20 protein-coding genes and 1 pseudogene are annotated in these 20,372 nt (G+C 65.7%); 13 read left to right on the forward strand and 8 right to left on the reverse strand.

Annotation, left to right across the window (positions count from 1 at the left end; genetic code table 11):
* The 3 genes and pseudogenes from GOOTI_RS02230 to GOOTI_RS02240 all read left to right on the forward strand — a co-directional run.
* Positions 1-246: pseudogene (locus tag GOOTI_RS02230) on the forward strand (MlaD family protein); the annotation flags it as partial.
* A 100-nt stretch (positions 247-346) separates the two neighbouring features.
* Complete coding sequence (locus GOOTI_RS02235) at positions 347-1,279, forward strand: hypothetical protein (RefSeq protein ID WP_233425398.1); 933 nt, start codon at positions 347-349, stop codon at positions 1,277-1,279.
* 117 nt (positions 1,280-1,396) lie between these two features.
* A complete protein-coding gene (locus tag GOOTI_RS02240; protein WP_007236924.1) occupies positions 1,397-1,930 on the forward strand; it encodes a hypothetical protein in 534 nt (177 codons plus the stop codon).
* Positions 1,931-1,943: 13 nt separating this feature from the next.
* Here the strand turns inward: GOOTI_RS02240 and GOOTI_RS02245 are convergent, their stop codons facing one another.
* Together GOOTI_RS02245 and GOOTI_RS02250 are read right to left on the reverse strand one after the other, a co-directional pair.
* Positions 1,944-2,693, reverse strand: a complete 750-nt coding sequence (locus tag GOOTI_RS02245) for a DUF5134 domain-containing protein (protein ID WP_007236925.1) — start codon at positions 2,691-2,693, stop codon at positions 1,944-1,946.
* Positions 2,690-4,348: a PepSY-associated TM helix domain-containing protein gene (locus GOOTI_RS02250; protein WP_233425399.1), complete on the reverse strand. Its 1,659-nt coding sequence runs from the start codon at positions 4,346-4,348 to the stop codon at positions 2,690-2,692. Before GOOTI_RS02250 ends, GOOTI_RS02245 begins: the two co-directional genes overlap by 4 nt.
* A 199-nt stretch (positions 4,349-4,547) precedes the next feature.
* Between GOOTI_RS02250 and GOOTI_RS02255 the strand changes: the two genes are divergently transcribed.
* The 3 genes from GOOTI_RS02255 (at position 4,548) to GOOTI_RS02265 (ending at position 8,157) form a co-directional block, all read left to right on the forward strand.
* Complete coding sequence (locus tag GOOTI_RS02255; protein WP_007236927.1) at positions 4,548-6,209, forward strand: flavin monoamine oxidase family protein; 1,662 nt, start codon at positions 4,548-4,550, stop codon at positions 6,207-6,209.
* Between the two features lie 28 nt (positions 6,210-6,237).
* Complete coding sequence (locus GOOTI_RS02260; protein WP_007236928.1) at positions 6,238-7,035, forward strand: carbon-nitrogen hydrolase family protein; 798 nt, start codon at positions 6,238-6,240, stop codon at positions 7,033-7,035.
* A gap of 327 nt (positions 7,036-7,362) precedes the next feature.
* Positions 7,363-8,157, forward strand: a complete 795-nt coding sequence (locus tag GOOTI_RS02265) for a hypothetical protein (protein WP_233425400.1) — start codon at positions 7,363-7,365, stop codon at positions 8,155-8,157.
* A 314-nt stretch (positions 8,158-8,471) separates the two neighbouring features.
* On the opposite strand, the gene GOOTI_RS02270 is transcribed toward GOOTI_RS02265, so the two are convergent.
* Positions 8,472-9,263: a PDDEXK-like endonuclease domain-containing protein gene (locus GOOTI_RS02270; RefSeq protein WP_138985136.1), complete on the reverse strand. Its 792-nt coding sequence runs from the start codon at positions 9,261-9,263 to the stop codon at positions 8,472-8,474.
* A 90-nt stretch (positions 9,264-9,353) separates the two neighbouring features.
* Here GOOTI_RS02270 and GOOTI_RS02275 point away from each other — a divergent pair, with 90 nt between their 5' ends.
* The 3 genes from GOOTI_RS02275 to GOOTI_RS02285 are packed head-to-tail and all read left to right on the forward strand — an operon-like array spanning position 9,354 to position 11,918.
* Positions 9,354-9,662 (forward strand): hypothetical protein, encoded by a 309-nt coding sequence (locus tag GOOTI_RS02275; RefSeq protein WP_007236931.1) that lies wholly within the window; start codon positions 9,354-9,356, stop codon positions 9,660-9,662.
* Positions 9,663-9,672: 10 nt separating this feature from the next.
* The gene (locus tag GOOTI_RS02280; protein WP_007236932.1) at positions 9,673-10,947 is read left to right on the forward strand and encodes a DNA polymerase IV; all 1,275 of its coding nucleotides are present in this window, start codon (positions 9,673-9,675) and stop codon (positions 10,945-10,947) included.
* 50 nt (positions 10,948-10,997) lie between these two features.
* On the forward strand, positions 10,998-11,918 hold the full coding sequence (locus GOOTI_RS02285) for an esterase/lipase family protein (RefSeq protein ID WP_233425402.1): 921 nt from the start codon (positions 10,998-11,000) through the stop codon (positions 11,916-11,918).
* Between the two features lie 6 nt (positions 11,919-11,924).
* Here GOOTI_RS02285 and GOOTI_RS02290 read toward each other — a convergent pair whose 3' ends face one another.
* From GOOTI_RS02290 to GOOTI_RS02305, 4 genes are all read right to left on the reverse strand, one after another.
* Positions 11,925-13,556 carry a SulP family inorganic anion transporter gene (locus tag GOOTI_RS02290; RefSeq protein ID WP_039993174.1) on the reverse strand — a complete coding sequence of 544 codons (1,632 nt, stop codon included), beginning with the start codon at positions 13,554-13,556 and terminating at the stop codon, positions 11,925-11,927.
* A 65-nt stretch (positions 13,557-13,621) separates the two neighbouring features.
* Positions 13,622-13,984, reverse strand: a complete 363-nt coding sequence (locus GOOTI_RS02295; RefSeq protein WP_007236935.1) for an ArsR/SmtB family transcription factor — start codon at positions 13,982-13,984, stop codon at positions 13,622-13,624.
* A gap of 108 nt (positions 13,985-14,092) precedes the next feature.
* Entirely contained in the window at positions 14,093-14,593 is a 501-nt protein-coding gene (locus tag GOOTI_RS02300) for a SixA phosphatase family protein (RefSeq protein ID WP_007236936.1), read from the reverse strand.
* The gene (locus GOOTI_RS02305; protein WP_007236937.1) at positions 14,590-14,997 is read right to left on the reverse strand and encodes a hypothetical protein; all 408 of its coding nucleotides are present in this window, start codon (positions 14,995-14,997) and stop codon (positions 14,590-14,592) included. The genes GOOTI_RS02300 and GOOTI_RS02305 overlap by 4 nt, the downstream gene beginning before the upstream one ends.
* A 60-nt stretch (positions 14,998-15,057) precedes the next feature.
* Here GOOTI_RS02305 and GOOTI_RS02310 point away from each other — a divergent pair, with 60 nt between their 5' ends.
* A complete protein-coding gene (locus tag GOOTI_RS02310; protein ID WP_007236938.1) occupies positions 15,058-15,927 on the forward strand; it encodes a DMT family transporter in 870 nt (289 codons plus the stop codon).
* A 24-nt stretch (positions 15,928-15,951) separates the two neighbouring features.
* Here GOOTI_RS02310 and GOOTI_RS02315 read toward each other — a convergent pair whose 3' ends face one another.
* Positions 15,952-16,410, reverse strand: coding sequence for a flavodoxin family protein (locus GOOTI_RS02315; RefSeq protein ID WP_007236939.1), 459 nt, complete (start codon positions 16,408-16,410; stop codon positions 15,952-15,954).
* A 241-nt stretch (positions 16,411-16,651) separates the two neighbouring features.
* Between GOOTI_RS02315 and GOOTI_RS02320 the strand changes: the two genes are divergently transcribed.
* From GOOTI_RS02320 to mmsB, 3 genes are read left to right on the forward strand one after another with little or no spacing between them, the layout of a single operon-like run.
* Complete coding sequence (locus tag GOOTI_RS02320) at positions 16,652-18,190, forward strand: CoA-acylating methylmalonate-semialdehyde dehydrogenase (protein ID WP_007236940.1); 1,539 nt, start codon at positions 16,652-16,654, stop codon at positions 18,188-18,190.
* Between the two features lie 5 nt (positions 18,191-18,195).
* A complete protein-coding gene (locus tag GOOTI_RS02325; RefSeq protein WP_007236941.1) occupies positions 18,196-19,374 on the forward strand; it encodes an acyl-CoA dehydrogenase family protein in 1,179 nt (392 codons plus the stop codon).
* Positions 19,375-19,420: 46 nt separating this feature from the next.
* Positions 19,421-20,290: a 3-hydroxyisobutyrate dehydrogenase gene (gene mmsB / locus GOOTI_RS02330; protein WP_007236942.1), complete on the forward strand. Its 870-nt coding sequence runs from the start codon at positions 19,421-19,423 to the stop codon at positions 20,288-20,290.
* Positions 20,291-20,372: the final 82 nt, after the last annotated feature.

Raw genomic sequence — 20,372 nt, forward strand, 5'->3', positions numbered from 1 at the left:
CCGTTCGCCACCTATACCGACGGGGGTGTGAAGATCCGCGAACGGTGGAAGCCGTCGCTGAACCGGTCCGCGGTACTCGTGAACAAGATCGCGCCACCGCTCGGCAGCATCGCCGACACGCTGCTGCCGACGGCACGGCAATCGGGCTCGGTACTGTCCCAGATCGACTTCGCGACCCTCCTGCAGCAGGCGATGACAGTTCTCCCCGGCGACAGCGTCGCGCTCAACCTGGGACCGCCCAGATGACGCTCGTGACAGCCAGCGCATGACATCCACACCAACCGGACACAACAAGCCACTGAACACCACAAGCCACTGAACACCACAAGCAATGAGGAGTCAGCCCATGACAACTGATGCACACGTCGATGACTCGCCCGATACCACCACCGACGTATCGGCGACCACGGTCGACGGCGCAACGACGTCGAGCACCGGGGCGACTGTCACCGACGCCGGAACCGCCGGCGACCCGGAGATCGGGACCGGCGCACAATACGAGACCGGCGCAGAACCCGACGGCAGCCCTGAAACCGTCGGCGACACGGAAACGGCGGACGCACCGAAGAAGGTCAAGAAGAAGAGCGGTGCGGCGAAGAAGCAGAAGGCCAAGTCGGGTTCCGGGAAGTCGGGCGGCGAGAAGTCGGGCTCTGCGAAGTCGGGCGGCAAGTCGAGCGTCGTCGAGAAGCCCTCTGCGCGAGCGCAGGTCGTCGAGTACCTCAACCCGCGTCGGCATCCCGCCGTCACTGTACTCAGTGCGGTTTGTGTCGCGGCCTTGATCGCGGTCGCGGTACTCGCGACGTTGCTCGCGCAGCGGTCGACGGACCTGACTGCCGAGCGCAGGCTCACCGCCGACAAGCAGACCGCGGAGACGGTGGCGGGCAACTACGCCGTCGGCGCAGCGACGTTCGACTTCAACGACCTCAAGCCCTGGTCGGCCGCGTTGAAGAAGGGTACTGCTGCAGAACTCAATTCGCGGTTCGACGTCGCGGTGAACACTCTCACCCCCACTGATCCAAGAAGTCCAATGGGTGCAGACGGCAAAGCTGATTGCGGCGAAAACCGTGGATATCCGGGCAGATCGACAGTTCGTCGTGCAGGTCTTCGTGTCGACGCACATGACCAGCACCCAGAACCCCAAGGGACTCAACACCGTGACTCCCTACACCATCACTCTCGACCGGGACAGCAACTGGCTCATCACAGATGTCGCGGGTATCGCGGGTGCCGCGCAGGACGGGTCGTCGGGCAACGGCACACCCAACCTCACGCCGAATGACGGCGGCAGTGGAGCCGCGCAGACCGGCGCGGGCGAGGGCGCCGCGGGCAGCGGGGGCGTGCAGCCCAACGGCGGGCAGAGCAGCGGCGGGGGAGGGGCTCCCGCGCAGCCGACGCCGTGAACCACGCCGATCGCCCCACAACGTTGTGGTCGGCCGCTCTGCTGGCCGCGTCGGCTGCGGCGGGCGTGAGCGTGCTGGCGACGTGGGTGCGTGCGCAGGGGTCGGTCATCCCTGCGTCGACCGATCTGACTCAGCAGACAGTGAACCGCGCCGGGGCGCCGGAGGAATTGGCGGCCAGGGGAGTCGCAGGTGTCGCGGGAGCCGTCGTGTTGGTCGTGGCCTGTCTCCTTGCGGCGGTGGCGTTGTGGTCGGTGAGCCCCACGTATCGGCGTGGGCGCGCGGGCTACTCGGTGATCGGCATCTGCGCAATCGGCATCGCGGCGGTGCTGTGGTTCCGCCTGGATCCCGACCAGCAACTCGCCACTCTCGGCGGGGCCGTCGACGTGCGTTCCGACAGTGTGGAGGTTGCCGTGTGGCCGTGGGTCACGCTGTGCTGCTTGTCGATCGCGTGCATCGTCGGGGTGATGTTGGTGCCGCGCGCTGCGTCGTCGGCGATGACATCGGACGAAGCGGCTCTCGTCGGGCGGTGACGACGGTTGGGCGTCAGAGCATCGCACCGAACATGATCGCCATACCGGCGGCCATACAGATCTGCGAGATGTCGCCTGCGAACGCCAGCAGATCCGACGGGGTGCCCGCCCGTCGTCGACGATCGAAGTACCGATACAGCCATACGACGGCGGCGACGGCGAAACCGATCGTCAGAATCGCGTTGATCGGGGTGACATAGCCCGGTTGCGTCGAGTGGCCCATGTCCATCCCGGGCATGTCCATGCCGCCCGAACCGCCGTGGTCGTGGGCGAGCACGAGTGGGCCGAGTGCCGAGGTGTATTCGACACTCCCCGATGCCATCGCCGAGTCGCTGCCGGGCAACAGACTGCCGTTCATCACCGCGTACATCCACGCCATCGCACCCATCATCGCCGCGTGATAGACCGCGACCGAGCGCCCGAACACGGAATCGGTGGCGGGCACGCAACCGCAGTGCGCGCCACAGGTACACACGTCGCCGCATCCGCACTCCGCATCGGCGAGAACCGAACTCGGAAAAGCGAGGGTCGCGAGGAACCACACGGCCGCGACGATGAAGAAGATCATCGGGCCGGTCGTCGGCCAGCTCATCGAGAACGGCCACGCCATCACGATCATCGCGAGGGCCATGATCAGGTGCAGTACGTGGCCGACGTATGCCGGCCAGTGCAGTCGCTGGCGCACCATCGCGTACACGGTCAGCGCGGCTGCGATCGCGAAGAGGACGGTGACAACCCACCGCAGTGCGAGGTTGTCGATCATCGGCTGGACTCCAGATCGGTTGCCGCGGAGCCGGTGACGTCATCGGCGACCAGCTCGCGCTGTGCGTCTTCGGTCGCGACGTGGCCATGACCACCTCCGCCCGAGCCCCGACGCGTCGAGACGATGCCCCACACGCCGTCGACGATCACGAACAGCGCCAGCGGGATTCCGAACCACGGCGCGAACCAGCCGAGTACCGCGACGACGACCACCAGGGCGACAGCCTCACCGGGATGCAGTGAACTCAATGATCCCCGACCGGGCGCCTTGGGCAGGCCGCCCTTCGTGGGGCGTCGTCGCCACCACATCAGATAGCCGCGCACGATCACGCTGATGAGTCCGATGCCGAGCAGCGCCAGGATGATCTGGTTGACGATCCCGTAGAGACCCATGTGCGCGCTGATAGCCCAGTCGGTCATCTTCGCCATCAGTGGCCACTGCGCGAAATCGACGCGGTCGGTGACCGAGAAGGTGTTCGGGTCCACGGCGATCGCGTCGTAGCGAGTGGGGAAGCCGCGGTTGTTCTCGTTCACCGACCACGCCGTACCCGCCTCCGACGGCGGGGTGATGATCATCGGCGCACGCATGCCCGCGTTCTGGGCGGTGCGCTCGACCGCGGTGAAGTCCGATATCGGGATCTCCGGCGGCGCGGCGTCGGTGCCGCCGCCGTGACCGGAATGTCCCGCGTGCCCCGAGGTGTCGGAGTGCAGAGCGGTGGAAACACCCGGCGTGGTCCACGACATTTCGGTGCGTAGGTTGCCGATACTCTCGCCCGCGTACCGCGACCAGCTCAGGCCCGACGCCGAGAGCGCCACCAACCCGATGATGATCCAGGTACCGACGGCGCCGTGCCAGGTCAGCGTGCGGCGTCGTTTCGGGGCGTCGCGGTCGGGGACCAGCAGTCGATCGAGCTTGCGGGTCCGTCGGCGATGTCCGATCCACAGGACGAGGCCACCGAGCGCGGTGACCCACAGCCAGCTCGCCGCGATCTCGCTGTAGTTGCGGCCGACGACGCCGAGATGCAGGTTGCGGTGCAGGTCGTCGAACCACGCGCGCACCGGCAGCCACTCGCCGAAGGTCGTCAGCGCTCCGCGAACCTCACCGGTGTAAGGATCGACGAACACGGTGCGGGTGCGATCCGCAGGGACGTCGTCGACAGCGAGGGTGACGCGCGTTGTCGCGTCCGCGTTGGGTGCGGGCGTCACGGAGGAGATCATGCCCTCCGGATGTGCCTTGCGCGCGGCGGCGACCTGCTCACCGAGTGGCAGCCGCGCGGAGCCGACATGGTCGACGGTCAGTTCGTGGCTGTAGACGGCGCGGTCGACCTGTGGGATCAAGGCATAGAGAGTGCCCGTGACCGCTGCGACGAGGAGAAACGGGCCGATCAGGACGCCCGCGTAAAAGTGCCACCGCAGCAGCAGCGGGCGCCAGCGTTGCGCGGCCGAAGGTGCGCGGAGCCGACCGCTCGCAGTGTCAGCGGGGCGCTCCGTGCCCAGAGGGGAGGAGCCAACTCGTGCTGCGTCGGTCTCGGCTGGGTCGGTCTCGGGTTGGTCGGTGTCTGCAGGGCCGACGTGTGTTGGGCCGGCGGAATCGGAACTGACCACGGTTTCGGCACTTCCTTCGTCGGAGCGGGCTGACACCGTCTGACTGAGCATGACGGCACTGTGAGGAGTAGTCGCACACCGACCACCCCCGGTTCCCGCCGCCCGTGGGTGACCTGGGTCACCGTCGACTGTGCGCTCCTGACCGTCGACTGTGCGCTCCTGACCGTCGACCGTGCCCTTCGAGTCGTCGACTGTGCGTGCACTCGGCCGTGACCCCCCGCGCCGGCGCGCGAGCCCATAGGGTTGACGGGTGCAGCCCGACGCACCCGTCACGATCTTCGGCCCCGACTTCCCCTTCGCCTACGACGACTGGGTCGCCCATCCGGCCGGTCTCGGCACCGTGCCCGACGACGCGCTCGGACAAGAGGTCGCTGTCATCGGCGCGGGCATGGCAGGGATGGTTGCCGCGTACGAGTTGATGCGGGTCGGTCTGCGGCCGGTCGTGTACGAGCCCGACCGCATCGGCGGACGGCTGCGCTCCGAGCAATTCGTGCCGGGTGAGCCCGAGGTCGCAGAACTCGGCGGCATGCGGTTCCCCGTGTCGTCGAGCGCGTTCTTCCACTACGTCGATGCACTCGGTTTGCGTTCGCGCCCGTTTCCCAATCCGCTGACCGAGGCCGCGGGCAGCACCGTCATCGATCTCGGTGGCGAGACGTTCTACGCCAGGACGCTCGACGACCTGCCGCCGATCTACCGCGAGATCTCCGACGCCTGGGATTCCGCCCTCGAACGTATCGCGGGATTCTCCGCGCTGCAGAAGGCGATCCGCGTCCGCGATACCGCCACGCTCAAGTCGATGTGGAACGAGCTCGTCCGCGAGTGGGACGACCGCAGCTTCTACGACTTCCTCGCGACGTCGAAGGAGTTCGGTAACGCGACCTTTCGGCATCGAGAGTTGTTCGGGCAGGTCGGATTCGGCACCGGCGGTTGGGATTCGGACTTCGGCAACTCGATGCTCGAGATCCTGCGCGTCGTCGTGACGAACTGTGACACCGACCAGAGATTGATTGTCGGTGGGGCAGAACAGGTCCCGCGTCGCCTGTGGTCGTCGACTCCGCACCGCATCGCGCACTGGCCGGTCGGGACCAGCCTGTCGACGCTGCACAGCGGTGCACCGCGCGCGGGCGTGGCCGCGATCCGCCGGCTCGGACCCGATCGTATCGAGGTCACCGACCGTTGGGGAGACTCGCGGGTGTTCTCCGCAGTCGTCGCCACGTGCCAGGCGTGGCTGCTCTCGACGGAGATCGAATGCGACGAATCGCTGTTCAGCCAGGATCTCTGGATGGCGCTCGACCGCACCCGCTACATGCAGTCGTCGAAGACGTTCGTCATGGTCGATCGTCCCTTCTGGACCGACACCGATCCGACGACGGGCCACGACGTCATGAGCATGACCCTCACCGATCGCCTCACGCGTGGTACCTATCTGTTCGACAACGGACCCGATCGTCCAGGAGTCATCTGCCTCTCCTACACGTGGATGAGTGACGCGCTGAAGGTTCTGCCGCACCCCGTCGACCGGCGCGTCGAGCTCTCGTTGGCCGCACTCAAGAAGATCTACCCGGACCTCGACATCGCGTCGCACATCGTCGGCCGACCGATCACGGTTTCCTGGGAGGACGACCCCAACTTCCTCGGCGCGTTCAAGGGGGCGCTGCCCGGGCACTATCGCTACAACACCCGGGTGTACAACCACTTTCACGGTCAGGAGCGTCTGCCCGACGCCGAGCGTGGCATCTTCATCGCGGGCGACGACGTGTCGTCCACGCCGGCCTGGGTCGAGGGCGCTGTACAGACCGGCCTCAACGCCGTGTGGGGCGTGATCGCACACTTCGGCGGTGCGTCGAATCCCGAGAACCCGGGTCCCGGAGACGTGTTCGATGATCTCGGTCCGATCGACATCGGACCATGAGCGAAGGCGCCGATCAGAGGAGGACTCAGTGTCTACGACTCGATTACGAATTGCCCTGTGGCAGTGCGAGTCTGTTCCCGACGATGTCGAGGGAAATCTCGAACGTCTCGAGGAGACGGTCGTCGACGCCGCAGCGCAGGGCGTCGACCTGGTGATCACCCCGGAGATGTACCTGTCCGGCTACAACCTCGGGCCGACCGCTGCGCGCCGTCTCGCCGATCCGATCGGGGGTCGACTCGGCGATGCCGTCGGCGACATCGCGCGTCGCGCGCAGGTGGCCATCCTCTACGGCTGCCCCGAACTCGACGGCGCCAGCGACTACAACACGATTCGGCTGGTCGACGCAAATGGTGTTTCCCTTGCGTCGCACCGGAAGACGCATCTGTTCGGTGATATCGATCGTGAAGCCGTTGCGCCCGGGCAGTTGCAGGCCCCGGTGATCGCTCTCGGCGGATGGAGCCTCGGGCTGCTCATCTGCTATGAGGTCGAATTTCCTGAAATGGTCCGCGATCTCGCAATCCGGGGTGCCGAGGTGATCTGTGTACCGACGGCGAACATGCCCGAATACGACGCGGTGCAAACGGTACTGCTACCGGCTCGCGCGCTCGAGAACACCGTGTACGTGACGTATGCGAACTACTGCGGCGTCGAAGGCGATCTCGCGTACGGCGGGCTCAGTGAGGCCGCCGGTCCAGACGGAAAGGTGCTCGCGCGAGCCGGCGATGAACCCGCGCTGCTCGTCGTCGATGTCGAGCGCGGCGTGCTCGACGACGCTCGCGAACGGTTCACTTATCTCGCCGACCGTCGGTCCGATTCGCTGGCGTAACCCACCACGTTCGGTTGATGTCGCATCCTCGCTGACGTCAACAGCACGTTTGTCTCAGTAACGCGCATTGTTCGGTATCGGCGCTGGTCGGAGGGGTTTCGATGAGACGCTTCGGCGAATGTGTCGATTGTCACGTCGGTGTCTGGACATGACGTAGGTCGTGTTCTACCTTTACCTACGGGTCAGTAAGCTACCGGCTGGTAGCCACGTTGCCAGGGGTCACTTCCACCATGCAGGTGTCGGCATGAGCATGCGCTCTCATGAGCGGGGTGACCGCTTTTCGTGCTGATCGTCTTTCCGATCAAGTATCGACGAAAGGGTGGGACCATGATCGAGACGACCAGGGGTATCGGGGTGCCCACCCATGCGGGACACGTGCGATCGAGGGGTTCGCGCTCGTCCGGGGTCGAGCAGCAGGGCAGGGGTGCACGGCGGCCGCAGCGTGCCCGTGCATTCCTGAGGCCGACAGTGCTGATCGAGGCGATCGAGGTCGAAAAGCTGGTTGTCATACCGGGACTCGACGTTCTGCTTGCCGAGCAGCAACGCTTCGGCCTGGTTGACGAGACGTCGGCTGCGTTGACGCAGTCCGTCGAACGGCACGAGGTCGCAGTCGACACATTGATCGGTATGTTGATCGACTCGATCGGCGACGACGACAGTGCCGCAGAACACCTCAACAACGCGCCTGCCGTACTACCGGTTCGTGCGTTGCACAGCATCGTCGACGACTATTGCAGCGGCAGCGACGCCGCAAAGGTCGACATGGTGCGGTTGGCATTCCTGTTCGTCGCGGTCCACGCGCTGACCGACCCGACGAACTGTGCGACGGCCTCGCGCAATCTCAATCTCGTTCCGCCGCCACTGCATCGCGACCGAGCGATCCTCGGCAGGATCATGGCGCACGCACTGCCCACGTTCAGTCCGCGTGACCGCGATCTGTTCGCGGTGTTCGTCAGTAAGGCGAGTGCGTTCTTCGCCGTTCCCACAACGCATCCCCCGACACCCGACGTCGACGGGGTGACCGACCTTGCGATCCTCCGCTACAATCCGCACGCCCTGCGCACCAGCTGCGAGCACATCGGACTCGGCCGCGGAGCCGTCCGCGTCGCGGGGCTGGGGTAGCCCGGGAACCTCGCCGACGGCACCGCATTCAACGTCGACAGCACCGGCATTCGCGTCGACAGCACCGCGTTTGTCGCCGACGGCACCGGCATTCGCGTCGACAGCACCGCGTTCGTCGCCGACAGCACCGGAAACCTCGCCGACAGCACCGGCATTGTCGCCGACGGCACCGCATTTGACGCCGACGGCACCGCATTCAACGTTGACGGCACCGGCATTGTCGCCGACGGCACCGGGAACCTCGCCGACAGCACCGCATTTGACGCCGACGGCACCGCATTCAACGTCGACGGCACCGATCATCGAGCCGCGTGTCAGTACAGCGCGCCGCGCTCGCGCAGTGCGGTTCGGATCTTGTTCATCACTTTGTCCGGGTTGGTTCGCAACTCGTCCTTGCGGACATGGATCACTGTCCACCCGAGCTTGCGGAGCCGCGCGTCGCGCTTCTCGTCGCGCGCGATCTGTTCGGGCGTGGAGTGGAACTCTTCTCCGTCGTACTCGACGGCAATCTTGGCCTCCACGTAGGCGAGGTCGACTCGAGCAACGAAATCGCCGAACTCGTCGAAGACTTCCCATTGCACCACGGGCAAAGGCAACCCGGACTGGACCATGAACAACTTCAGCCACGCTTCCAGCGGTGACTCGCCCTTGCCATTGATGAACGGTATGAGTGCACGGAGCTGTCGGACGCCACGCCGGCCTTTGCGCATCTCGGCCATCTGCGTGAGTTTGGGGATCGAGAACGACGTGGCACGCGCCAGATCCTCGAGTTGCCCGAGCGCGCGGAAGTCGGGCCGGCGTCGACCGAGGTCGTACGCAGTGCGCTCCGGAGTCGTGACGCGCATGCCGTCGACCGTGGTGATCTCGTCTTCCCTCAGGTCGGTACGGATGATTCTGCGCGACCGCCCTGGCCGATTGCACGCCGTCGGTTCCCTGAACAATTCGATCTCGAAGTCACCGTCAAACCATGTGCAACCATGCAAGATCGACGCCGCGACACCGCCGACCACGCACCCGTCAGGCGCGGATGCGACAGCTGCCGCTATTCGGGCGCGCGCATCGGGCACTGACGTCCGGGGTACATAGACCGAACCGTGCAACCGCATGAACTCTGCGGCGATCCGCTCTGGTGACAGGCCGCGGTTCACGGATCGCGTTTCGAGGCGGCTTCGGTGGGAGGGTCATGAGGAGGGTTCATGGCACATCTGACGCACAGAATGTGCCTTTGGCTCCCTCACCTCCACACTTTCTTCTCGAGCTTGGTGCTGTCGGCGCGATATGCGCTGCTGTCGGCGAGGAACGCGGTGCTGTCGGCGTCGAATCCGGTGCTGTCGGCGTCGAACCGGGTGCTCTGGGCGCGATATGCGGTGCTGCCGGTGGGGAACGCGGTGCTGTCGGCGCGATATGCGGTGCTGTCGGCGTCGAACCGGGTGCTCTGGGCGCGATACCCGGTGCTGTCGGCGGGAAAACCGATGCCGTCGGCACGGCGGCCCGCGCGACCGTAGGCTTTGAGACGTGAGCACGGATCGGCCGAACCGTTTCCGGTGGCTCCTGCACATCGATCTCGACCAGTTCCAGGTCTCGGTCGAGCGGCTGCGGAGTCCCGAGCTCGTCGACGTCCCGATCATCGTCGGCGGGAACGGGGATCCGTCCGAGCCGCGCAAGGTCGTGACGTGCGCGTCGTACGAGGCCCGCGGCCACGGTGTCCGCGCCGGGATGCCCTTGCGTGCAGCACACCGCAAACTGGCGGACGCCGTGTTCCTCCCTCTCGACACCGACGCGTACGATGCCGCGTCGGCCGAGGTCATGGACACGATCCGCGGTCTGGGACATCCCGTCGAAGTCTGGGGATGGGACGAGGCGTACGTCGGTGTCGACGCGATCGACGACGCGACCCACGCCGCCGAAAATGAGGTCGGCGACGTCGAGATCACCGACATCGCGGCCCGCATGCGTATCGCGGTACTCGGCGCCACCGGTCTCGACTCGTCGGTCGGCATCAGCGATAACAAACAACGCGCGAAGATGGCGACGGAGTTCGCCAAGAAACCCGCGCGACTTCCCGACGGCGACCGCTCGACGTTCCTGCCGGTTCAACCCCTGCCCGAAAAGGTCTTCATGCTCGACGACCGCAACTGGATCGAGCTGATGGGGCAGCGGCCGACACGAGATCTGTGGAGTGTCGGACCCAAGACCTCGGAGAAACTCGCTGCGCACGGCATCCACACCGTCGATGACCTGATCGCGACCCCACGCGACGACCTGATCGCCACCTTCGGTCCGCACCAGGGCAATTGGCTCTACGTGCTGTGCCGCGGTCGAGGCGACGCCACCATCACGCAGGAGCCATGGGAGGCCCGTTCGCATTCCAAGTCGCGGACCTTCCCGTCCGATCTGACCTCGGAATCCGACAAGCATTCCGCCGCAGAAGAATTGACGCGTGAACTACTCGACCAGGTCGTCAGTGAGGGACGTACGCCGTTCCGGGTCGCGGTCACGGTCCGGACATCGACCTTCTACACGAGGACCAAGTCACGTAAACTCGCCACTCCGACCATCGAACTCTCGCAGCTGACATCAGTTGTCATCGACCTCCTCGACCGCTTCGACGCCGACCGGCCCGTACGACTGCTCGGCGTCCGCATGGACCTTCTTCCCCTCGACGACGGACCACCTCACGACGAACCACGTCACGACAGGTCACTCGACGCCGCGCAGCCCCCGGATGCCCCCGCACGCGACACCCCAACGGCAGAAACAGATCTCGACCGGTTAGACGAGGTGACATGACTCGGCAGAACACAATTCGACGACGCTGCGCGGCGGCGACCGTCTCGACAATGATCGCGGCACTCGCGCTGCTGATCGTTCCGACCACGGCCGACGCCGCGCCGCGACTTCCGGTGACCTACAACTTCCTCGATGGCGCGCGCGCCGAACTCGCGCACCCCGGCGGCTCGCTGCCGGGAACCAACGACTTCTCCTGCCGTCCGACGGCCCGCCATCCCCGGCCCGTCGTCCTGGTCCACGGCAGTGGTGGTGGCCGACAGACGAATTGGGCCACGCTTGCCCCGGTGTTGGCCAACGAGGGCTACTGCGTTTTCGCCCCGACCTACGGAGCGTTGTCGACGCAATGGCCCGTGTCTGCACTCGGCGGACTCGGCCCCAAGGACGACAGCGCCTGGCAACTGAAAGCGTTCATGGAGAAGGTACTGGCGGCCACGCGCACCCGACAGGTCGACGTCGTCGGACACTCTCTGGGCACCGAGATCCCGACCTATTGGATGAAGTACCTCGGTGGGCGCGGTCAGGTGGCGCACTATGTGTCGCTCGCACCGTACTGGCGCCAGGGGCCCGACGACGACGACGCCAGAGGCGAGGCCGTCGCGCAGTTCCGGCAGTCGCTCGGAATCCCAGCGCCGAGACGCCCCGACTGCCCCGAATGTGTGGCGCCCCCAAGCAACCTGGACTTCAATCATGCGGTCCGCCAGCCGACTCCCTACCTTCCGGGAGTGCGCTACACGAACATCGTGACCAGGTTCGACGACATCGTCACGCCCTACTGGGTCGGTCTCCTGCCGGGTGGTCCGGGAACAACGGTGCGCAACATCGAATTACAGGACGGCTGCGACCGTGACTTCGCCGACCACCTGTCGATCGTGTCCGACCGTAGGGCCGTGGCGCACGTCCTCAACGCGCTCGACCCCGCACATCCGCGGCCGGTCCCGTGTGACTTCGTGCCGCCGATCACCGGCGGATAGCGCTGGTCAGGACACGCGTTCCTGGGCCACATGTTCGCGTGCATGCGCGACGGCGTCGTCGAGGTTCGTCATGAGGTGATTCTCGTGTCGCAGTTCGTCGATCACACCGACGCCCTCGAGTAGCTTGAGGTGATCGTCCTGCACGCCCTTGATGATGACGGTGATGCCCCGCTTCTCCAGGTCGGACACGATCTCGGCGAGTGTGTGCGCGCCCGTGGCGTCGAGCATGCCGAGATGTGACATGCGGATGATCACCACGCGGACCGTTGCATCGGTGTCTGCGCCTGACGCGATGGTTGCCGAGATGCGCTCTGCCGCCCCGAAGAACATGGCTCCGTCGAGTCGCAGCAATGCGATGTGGGCATCGCCGGGTTGTGCGGGGCCCGGTAGCGGCTCGCGTGTCACGCTCGACCGCTTCGCCACCTGACGTAGCGCGAAGAACGCTGCCACCACGATGCCGATCTGTACCGCCTCGATGAGGTCGAAGCAGACGGTGATGATCGCGGTCACGACGAAGATCAGTGCGTCAGATCGTGTCGAGCGCATGATCTTTCGTACCGTCGACCCGGAGATCATCCGGAAACACGTCACCATCAACACGCCCGACAGTGCCGCGAGTGGGATCTGCGAGACGGGCCCGGTGGCCAGATACACCACGCCGAGCAGGAACAGGGAATGCACGATCGCCGACACGCGTGTTCGTGCGCCTGAACGCACGTTGACCGCGGTACGCGCGATCGCGCCCGTCGCGGGCATGCCACCGAACAATCCCGAGGCCACCGACGCGAGTCCCTGACCGGTGAGTTCGCGGTCGGGGTCGTACGGTCCGGTCGGCGACATCGTCGCAGCCACCCGTGCCGAGAGCAGCGACTCGATGGCGGCGAGAGCGGCGATCGCCAGCGCTGCACCACCGAGCGATTGCATCGCGTCGATGTCGAGGTGCGGAAGAATCGGTGCCGGCAGATGCGACGGCAATTCGCCGATCCGGCGTACCCCGACATGCGCGAACTGCACGATGAGGGTGACGACGATGACCGCGGTGAGGGATTCAGGGATCGCGCGATGGACTCTGGGCAGCCCGATCATCAGGATGGCGATCACCGCCACGACACCGAGCGTCTTTGCCGCGACCGCCCAATCTGCATGCGCAACAACATGTATGGCTGCAGGCAGGGTGCGCTCGCCCTTCGGCGCGTCGGCGCCGAACGCCGCGGGTACCTGCTGGAGAAAGATGATGATCGCGATACCGAGGGTGAAGCCTTCGATCACCGGCCACGGGATGAACGTCACCGCGCGCCCGAGTCCTACTACTCCGGCGATCAGGACTATCAGACCGGCGAGGATCGTGACCAGGGCGATCGAGCCGAGGCCGTGACTGGCGACGATGGGTGCGAGGATCACGGCCATCGCGCCGGTCGGTCCGGACACCTGGACGTGCGAACCACCGAAGATGGCGGCGACCAGACCGGCCACGACTGCGGTGATCAGACCGGCGGCGGCTCCGACTCCCGAGCTGATGCCGAATGCCAGCGCCAGCGGTAGTGCGACCACACCGACCGTGATTCCGGCGAGGATGTCCGACTTCCAGGAGTGTCGAAGGCCGCTGTAATCGGAGCGGTTCGGTAACAGGTGCAGCAGTCGTTGTGGGTGGACAGCCTGTAACCAGGCCGGGGTGTGATTGCCCGACCCGGTGGTTGCAGTACTCACTGCTTGACGACGGGCGGCAGAGCAGACATCGCGTCGAGCTGGTCGCGCTCGGCGCCCAGCGTATCGGCCAGGAAGCCGCGCGCGGTCACGAGAAGGTCAGCGACCTTCGGGTTGGCGAGTTCATAGAACACGGCGTTGCCGACGCGTTCGCTGTGCACCACGCGATGTCGTTTGAGGACGGCGAGATGCTGCGACATCGTCGTCGGCTCGAGGCCTGTGATCGTGAGCAGCTCGCTGACGGGTGTCGGGACCCCGTTGGAGCTGAGTACCTCGAGCACGCGGATGCGGACCGGGTGTGCGAGCCCCTTGAACAGGTTCGCCTTGATTTCGTAGAGCGGTTGCGGCCAGCTGCTGGGCATGTGCCGACCTCCTTGGTGCATCGATCGGATAGTGGCTTAATGGATTAAGCAATTCTGCAATCCATTGATAGCACTTGCGGTCACGAAGGTCGAGTCAGGTGTGAGCTATCACGCTTCGCCGCGGGGTACGCGGACGCCGAGGAGTTCGGCCTCGGGGTCGGCTTCGAGGCCGAGGCGATCCCAATCGAGACCGACAGAGACGACAGCGTATGCCGAGGTGGGGAACCGTTCGATGTACCCGTCGGGGTCGAGCGCGAGCGCAGTCTGCGGCATGCCGGGCTCGTGCCCGACGACCAGCAGCGTCGACGCGTCCTCCGGGGCGTACACGCGGATCGCTTCGAGAATGTCGAACGGCGTTCCGCCGTAGATCTCGTCGAGATAGGTGACCGGAGCGGACACGCCCGTGCGCTCGAGTGTCTGACGGGTTCTGGTGGCGGTCGAGCAGAGCACGGCGTCGACCTGTAGGTCTTCGGAACGAATCCATTCGCCGGCGAGCGCTGCCTCTCGGCGCCCCCGATCGGCAAGCGGACGCTCGTGATCTGCAACGCCGGACGGATACCCCGACTTTCCGTGTCGCATCAATATCAGCGTGCGCGGCCCGGTACTCATGCGATGTGTCGAGTGCTGCTGGGGTCGCCGCGGAGCCGGGTGTCGGCGATGCGCAGCACGGTGACGGTGGCTCGCCACGCCGCGGACTCCTGGCGACAGAACTGCGCGTGCTCGTCGTCACCACGTATCGACGCCTCGTCGGCCTCGGCGTCGAACTCGTAGGCCTCGTCGAGGCAATCCGCGATGACCGACAGCATCGCCGCATGGTCGGTACGCGAGGAGTCGAGGACGCGTGCAATCGCCTCGGCGTCGAGTGTCGCGAGCTGTTCGAGTTCGGTCCGGAACCAGGAGATCGCCCGTGCGGCGCCAGTCGGAGCGTCGTGCAGCCCGGCGTCATCAGCGCGGGTGGGACGTCCCGTGGTTAAGTGGTTCATGGCACCGTCGGCGTGCTGTGTGTGCCGCATGACTCCAGATTAGTGCGCGAGTACGACGCAGAGTCGCTGCGACACCACTAGCCTGGTGCCGTGCATTCCTGGGTTCCCGCGCTGCTCGCCATCTCGGCAGCGCTGCTGATCGCAGGGGGAACCGTGCTGCGGCAACGCGCCTCCAGGGCGTCAGGAGCCATCACGCCGGGCTGGTGGCTCGGTGCCGGGATCGCCATCGCGGGCTTCGTGCTGCAGGCCTCGGCTCTGGGACTCGGCTCGATCCTGCTGGTCCAGCCGCTGGTGGTGCTTGCGGTCCTGTTCGCACTGCCGCTCGAGGCGTGGGCCGACCACCGTCATCCCAGGCTCAAGGAATGGGCGTGGGGCGCCGTCCTGGTCGGCTGTGTGGCGACCTTCCTGCTGATCTCGCGACCCGAACCCTCGCTTCGACGGCCCAACGACGCTGTGATGTGGGGGACCGTCGTCGCCGTGGCAGCGGTCGTCGTGGCATGCGTCGTGTTCGCCGAGCGGTCGAGTCCGCATTACCGAGCGTTGTTCTACGGGCTCGCCGCGGGCACGTTGTTCGGTGTGTCTGCGTTGCTCATCAAGACCGTCGTGTATCAGATGACCCACGACTTCTTGCACACGTTCGCCAAGCCGGAGCTCTACTTGCTGGTACTGGTCGCCGCGGGTGCTGTGCTGGCGCAGCAGAAGGGGTTCGGGGCGGGAGACCTCCAGACGTCGTTCCCCGCGATGAACGTCATGGAGCCGGCCGTCTCGATGGCACTCGGGGTGATCCTGCTCGGCGAGAATCTGAAGGTGTCGGTGCCCACGGCGCTGTTCCTCGGCATCGTGTTGGCGGCGATGGTCCGCTCCGTGGTGGAGCTGGCGAAGCTCTCGGCAGTCAGGGGAGAAGAACTCGAGGCGCAACGACGTGAGTCGACTGTTGCGCCGATCCGCCGGGTGGCGTGACGCCCGACGAGGACGGTGCGCCCCTCAGACCGTGACGCCCTCGATCACGCCGGTCAGGCTCTCGGCCCACTCGGCTGCAGCTTTCGCCGGTTTGATCGACGACGAGTTGTCGTGCCGGAAGTGCTGGCCGACCTGTGTGGCGCCTTGCCGGGTCAGGAGCTCCGCCATCAACTCACCCCCACGGTTGAAGGTCTCGCCGTAGATCGTGTCGCCGAGCCCGAATACGGCGAATCGAATCCCGGACAGATTGGGGGTGGTCTCGGTGATCTCCTCGGCGAACGGTTCAGCACCGGTCGGCAGCTCGCCCTCGCCGTACGTCGAGCAGACGATGATCAGAAAGTCCGACGGGTCGAGATCATCGACGGCGAACTCGCTCATGTCGTAGATCGACGGGTCGTGCTCGACCGTCAGGACGTCGGCGATGGCGTCGGCAACGAGCTCCGAGTTGCCGGTTTCGGTGCCGTAGAGGATGACGACGGACACGATCTGCTCCTTGGGTGTCTCGAGTGGATAAGGGTGTTGGCGCACTCATCACGCCGCAATCAAAGAAAGGCTACCCTAACCTACTCGCGGTCGGGGCGGGCGTCGGTGTTGCTGGCGCAGGCCGTTTACGAAATTACTTGGATGTCCTAGTATATGGGGGACAGAGTCCGCATGGTCTCGATCATGGCTACCTCTCGTGTACGAACCCAGAACATCCACCAACCAGAACAGGTGAAGACCGGTGACTGCTTCAGCTCCCTCCGTACCGTCCATCCCGCACTACCTCGGCGGTGAGCGCGTCAGCGTGACCGACGGCCGTCAGGCCGACGTGTTCAATCCGAGCACCGGTGCAGTTCAGGCAACCGTCCCCCTGGCGAGTAGCGACGAGGTCGCAGCGGCCGTCGCCACGGCCGTCGAGGCGCAGAAGGAGTGGGCTGCGTGGAATCCGCAGCGCCGTGCTCGCGTGATGATGCGGTTCGTCGATCTGGTCAATCAGAACGCCGACGAGATCGCCACGACGCTCTCGCTCGAACACGGCAAAACCCACGCCGACGCGCTCGGCGACATCCAGCGCGGCGTCGAGGTCATCGAATTCGCCATCGGCATACCGCATCTCATCAAGGGAGACTTCACCGAGGGCGCTGGCGCGGGCATCGATGTCCACTCGATCCGTCAACCGCTCGGCGTAGTCGCGGGCATCACCCCGTTCAACTTTCCTGCGATGATCCCGCTCTGGAAAGCCGGTCCGGCGCTCGCGTGCGGCAATGCCTTCATTCTCAAGCCCAGCGAGCGCGATCCGTCGGTTCCCGTCCTCCTCGCCGAATTGTTTACACAGGCGGGGCTTCCCGACGGAGTGTTCCAAGTTGTGCACGGCGACAAGGAGGCTGTCGATGCTCTGCTCAATCATCCCGATGTGAAGGCGCTCGGCTTCGTCGGCAGCTCCGACATCGCGCAGTACATCTACTCCACAGCCGCAGCCAACGGCAAGCGCTCACAATGCTTCGGCGGGGCGAAGAACCACATGATCATCATGCCCGACGCCGACCTCGATCAGGCTGCGGACGCGCTCATTGGCGCCGGGTACGGCAGCGCAGGCGAGCGCTGCATGGCGATCAGCGTCGCGGTGCCGGTGGGTGAGCAGACCGCAGAACGTCTGCGCGCCAAACTGATCGACAAGGTCAACGGTCTGCGCGTCGGCCACAGCCTCGACCCGAAGGCCGACTACGGGCCGCTCGTCACGAAGGCGGCACTCGAACGCGTCAAGGGTTACATCGGCAAGGGCACCGAGGAAGGGGCCGAACTCGTCATCGACGGCCGCGAACGCGCCAGTGACGAGCAGACCTATGGCGACGACGACCTGTCGAGCGGATTCTTCATCGGACCGACCCTCTTCGACCACGTCACCAAGGACATGTCGATCTACACCGACGAGATCTTCGGCCCGGTGCTGTCGATCGTGCGCGCTGCAGACTATGAGGAAGCGTTGGCGCTCGCCTCGGATCACCAGTACGGCAACGGCGTCGCGATCTTCACGCGCGACGGCGACGCCGCCCGAGATTTCACCGCACGCGTCGACGTCGGCATGGTCGGTGTGAACGTCCCGATCCCGGTGCCGGTGGCCTACTACACATTCGGCGGCTGGAAGCGTTCGGGTTTCGGCGACCTCAACCAGCACGGACCCAGCTCGATCCAGTTCTACACCAAGACCAAGACGGTCACGTCGCGGTGGCCGTCGGGTATCAAGGACGGTGCCGAGTTCGTGATCCCGACGATGGACTGAGTGGGATGACCACCACGACATCCGCCATACCGACCGGCGGCCTCGACGCCGACGAACGCGTCATCGTCGAGACCGCGGCGGCGTTCGCCGCCAAAAAGCTTGCGCCGCACGCACTCGAGTGGGATGCCGACGATCACTTCCCGGTCGACGAGCTGCGAGAGGCCGCCGAACTCGGGATGGGTGCCATCTACTGTTCGGAGGACGTGGGCGGCAGCGGACTCCGCAGACTCGACGGAGTGCGCATCTTCGAGCAGCTCGCCTACGCCGATCCCGCCGTCGCCGCGTTCCTCTCCATCCACAACATGTGCACCTGGATGGTCGACAGCTACGGCACCGACGAGCAACGGGCACAATGGATTCCGCGCTTGGCGAGTATGGAGACCATCGCGAGCTACTGCCTGACCGAGCCCGGCGCCGGCTCCGACGCCGCGGCGTTGTCGACGCGCGCGGAGAAGGTTGGCGACGAGTACGTGCTCACCGGCGTGAAGCAGTTCATCTCGGGCGCCGGGTCGTCGGATCTGTACGTCGTGATGGCACGCACCGGTGGCGACGGACCGAAGGGCATCTCGACGTTCCTCGTCGAGAAAGATGCTGCGGGACTGAGCTTCGGGGCGCAGGAACACAAGATGGGATGGCACGCGCAGCCGACAGCGCAGGTCATCCTCGACGAGGTGCGCGTGCCCGCAGCCAATCTTCTGGGTGGGCAGGAGGGGATCGGGTTCGGTATCGCGATGAACGGTCTCAACGGAGGTCGGCTGAACATCGCGGCGTCGTCGCTCGGTGGCGCACAGGCCGCCTTCGACAAGGCAGCAGCCTACGTCGCATCGCGGAAGGCATTCGGGAGCAACCTCATCGACGAGCCGACGATCCGCTTCACGCTCGCCGACATGGCGACATCGCTGCAGACCTCTCGGCTGATGCTGTGGCATGCGGCGTCGGCTCTCGACGCCGGGGCAGTCGACAAGGTCGAGCAGTGCGCGATGGCCAAACGGTACGTCACCGACTCCTGCTACACCGTCGCCGACCAGGCCCTGCAACTGCACGGCGGTTACGGCTACCTCACTGAATACGGGATCGAGAAGATCGTCCGAGACCTGCGCGTCCACCGGATTCTCGAGGGGACCAACGAGATCATGCGCGTCGTCGTCGGCCGGTCAGTGGCTACCCGATTCCGCGACGCATGACCAACACGTCAGCATCACAACCACTTTCAGCTCAGGAGAATCGACAATGACGACGATCGCCTTTCTAGGACTCGGCAACATGGGCGGGCCCATGGCCGCCAATCTCGTCAAGGCAGGCCACACGGTCCACGGCTTCGATCCGGTACCCGAGGCGGTCAAGACCGCCGAGGCGAACGGGGTTCTGACCTTTCCCACGGCGGTCGAGGCCGTGGCGGTCGCCGAGGTCGTGATCACGATGCTCCCGAACGGGGCGATCGTGAAGAAGCTCTACGATGAGATCCTGCCGGCAACGGCGACGGGTGCGCTGTTGATCGACAGCTCGACCATCTCGGTCGCCGACGCCCGCGATATCAATTCGCGCGCTGCAGCTCTCGGCTTCGCACAGGTCGACGCACCGGTGTCCGGTGGTGTGCGGGGTGCCGTCGCGGGAACCCTGGCATTCATGGTGGGCGGCAGCGAGGAGGCGTTTGTCGCGGCGCGGTCCACCCTGGAGCCCATGGCGGGCAAGATCATCCACTGCGGTGAGGCCGGCGCGGGTCAGGCGGCAAAGGTGTGCAACAACATGCTGCTCGCCGTGCAGCAGATCGCCGTCGGCGAGGCCTTCGTACTCGCGGAGAAACTCGGACTGTCCGACGAGGCGCTCTACGACGTCGTGACCGGCGCGACCGGGAACTGCTGGGCGATCGAGGCGAACTGTCCGGTACCGGGACCTCAGCCCACGTCGCCCGCGAACAACGAGTTCAAGCCCGGCTTCGCGACCGCGCTGATGAACAAAGACCTCGGCCTCGCGCTCGACGCCATCGCCGACACCGGCTCACGCGCTCCACTCGGCGAGCACGCCGCCGCGCTGTACAAGTCGTTCGCCGAGCAGCACGCCGATCTCGATTTCTCGGCGATCATCGAGACGTTGCGCTGACCTGCGGCCGGGGCGCCAGATGCCGCGAATCCGTATGACCTACTGACCGGAAAACCGGGCCGTGCGTCATACGGATGGAGAT

The sequence above is a fragment of the Gordonia otitidis NBRC 100426 genome (assembly GCF_000248075.1).
GTDB classification, from domain to species: domain Bacteria; phylum Actinomycetota; class Actinomycetes; order Mycobacteriales; family Mycobacteriaceae; genus Gordonia; species Gordonia otitidis.

What these genes read in the sequence shown, in the direction of transcription:
- GOOTI_RS02235 (WP_233425398.1), top strand. Translation starts at nt 347, where the DNA reads ATGACAACTGATGCACACGTCGATGACTCGCCCGATACCACCACCGAC.
- GOOTI_RS02245 (WP_007236925.1), bottom strand. Translation starts at nt 2,693, where the DNA reads ATGATCGACAACCTCGCACTGCGGTGGGTTGTCACCGTCCTCTTCGCG.
- GOOTI_RS02250 (WP_233425399.1), bottom strand. Translation starts at nt 4,348, where the DNA reads ATGCTCAGTCAGACGGTGTCAGCCCGCTCCGACGAAGGAAGTGCCGAA.
- GOOTI_RS02265 (WP_233425400.1), top strand. Translation starts at nt 7,363, where the DNA reads ATGATCGAGACGACCAGGGGTATCGGGGTGCCCACCCATGCGGGACAC.
- GOOTI_RS02270 (WP_138985136.1), bottom strand. Translation starts at nt 9,263, where the DNA reads ATGCGGTTGCACGGTTCGGTCTATGTACCCCGGACGTCAGTGCCCGAT.
- GOOTI_RS02275 (WP_007236931.1), top strand. Translation starts at nt 9,354, where the DNA reads ATGGCACATCTGACGCACAGAATGTGCCTTTGGCTCCCTCACCTCCAC.
- GOOTI_RS02285 (WP_233425402.1), top strand. Translation starts at nt 10,998, where the DNA reads ATGATCGCGGCACTCGCGCTGCTGATCGTTCCGACCACGGCCGACGCC.
- GOOTI_RS02295 (WP_007236935.1), bottom strand. Translation starts at nt 13,984, where the DNA reads ATGCCCAGCAGCTGGCCGCAACCGCTCTACGAAATCAAGGCGAACCTG.
- GOOTI_RS02300 (WP_007236936.1), bottom strand. Translation starts at nt 14,593, where the DNA reads ATGAGTACCGGGCCGCGCACGCTGATATTGATGCGACACGGAAAGTCG.
- GOOTI_RS02305 (WP_007236937.1), bottom strand. Translation starts at nt 14,997, where the DNA reads ATGCGGCACACACAGCACGCCGACGGTGCCATGAACCACTTAACCACG.
- GOOTI_RS02325 (WP_007236941.1), top strand. Translation starts at nt 18,196, where the DNA reads ATGACCACCACGACATCCGCCATACCGACCGGCGGCCTCGACGCCGAC.
- mmsB (WP_007236942.1), top strand. Translation starts at nt 19,421, where the DNA reads ATGACGACGATCGCCTTTCTAGGACTCGGCAACATGGGCGGGCCCATG.